This window comes from Bradyrhizobium sp. 76 (genome assembly GCF_023073025.1).
Classification (GTDB): Bacteria; Pseudomonadota; Alphaproteobacteria; order Rhizobiales; family Xanthobacteraceae; genus Bradyrhizobium.
On sequence record NZ_JADPIS010000134.1, the window covers coordinates 1 to 1,278 of the forward strand.

The 1,278-nt window shown below is 61.0% G+C and carries 1 protein-coding gene; it reads left to right on the top strand.

Annotation, left to right across the window (positions count from 1 at the left end; translation table 11 throughout):
• Positions 1-84 precede the first annotated feature (84 nt).
• A protein-coding gene (locus IVB48_RS34735; RefSeq protein WP_247407353.1) for an IS3 family transposase occupies positions 85-1,217 on the top strand; the annotation gives its coding sequence in 2 pieces (ribosomal slippage) (positions 85-340 and positions 340-1,217; 1,134 coding nt in all).
• Positions 1,218-1,278: the final 61 nt, after the last annotated feature.

Here is a 1,278-nt window from a genome sequence, read left to right on the forward strand (position 1 = left end):
AGAGCCGGCTTCGCAAATTTGAACAGGTCGCTAAGTGGAGTTTCTGCCTGAAGGCGGCGATAATCGCCGTGAACAGGAGAGACGATGAGCAGACGACCACGCCGGAACCACACACCGGGCTTCAAGGCGAAGGTGGCACTGGCAGCCCTCAAGGGTGATCGGACGATCGCCCAGTTGGCCGAGCATTTCGACGTCCACCCCAATCAGATCACGGCCTGGAAGTCACAGCTTGAGGGCAGCGCTTCGGAGGTTTTCGGACCGGGAGGCGGAGCGCCGGATATCCCGGCGATCGATGTGAAGTCGCTGCACGCCAAAATCGGAGAGCTGACGCTGGAGAACGATTTTTTAGAAGGAGCGCTCACCAAGGCGGGATTGCTGAGCGCAAAGCGATGATCGACCGCGAGCACGATCTGTCGATCACCAGGCAAGCGGAAGTTTTGCAGATCAGCCGCGGCAGCATTTATTACCTGCCGCGGCCGGTGCCGGACACCGATCTCGCGATCATGCGGCGTCTCGACCGGCTGCATCTGGAGTATCCCTTCGCCGGTTCGCGTATGTTGCGCGGCCTGCTGGCTGCCGAGGGGTGCAAGATCGGCCGCCGGCATGTCAAGACGCTGATGAAGCGGATGAGGATAGAGGCGCTCTATCGCCGTCCGCGCACCACCAAGCCGGAGACCGGCCACAAGATCTATCCATACCTGCTGCGTGGCATGGAGATCACGAGGCCTAACCAGGTCTGGGCCATGGACATCACCTATATCCCCATGGAGCGCGGGTTCGTTTACCTCGCTGTGGTGCTGGATTGGGCGACCCGTCGGGTCTTGTCCTGGCGGTTGTCGATCACGATGGAAGCAGCCTTCTGCGTCGAGACGCTGGAGGATGCCATGGCCCGTCACGGCAAGCCGGAAATCTTCAATACCGATCAAGGCTCGCAGTTCACCGGGGCGGCCTTCACCGGCGTTCTCGCCGACAATGGCATCGCCATCAGCATGGACGGCAAGGGCGCCTGGCGGGACAACGTCTTCATCGAGCGGTTATGGCGCAGCGTAAAATACGAGGAGGTCTACCTGCGAGCTTACGAAACTGTCAGCGAGGCCCGCGCCTCGATCGGCCGATACCTCGATTTCTACAATGGCCGCCGACCGCACCAAAGCCTTGACGACGCCACACCGGATCAAGCCTACTTCAACCAGCCGCCATTCCGCTTGGCGGCCTAACCCCGGCAGACGCTCCACTTATCGAGGCGGAGATTCTGTTCAGACAACCGGGACCAGCTCT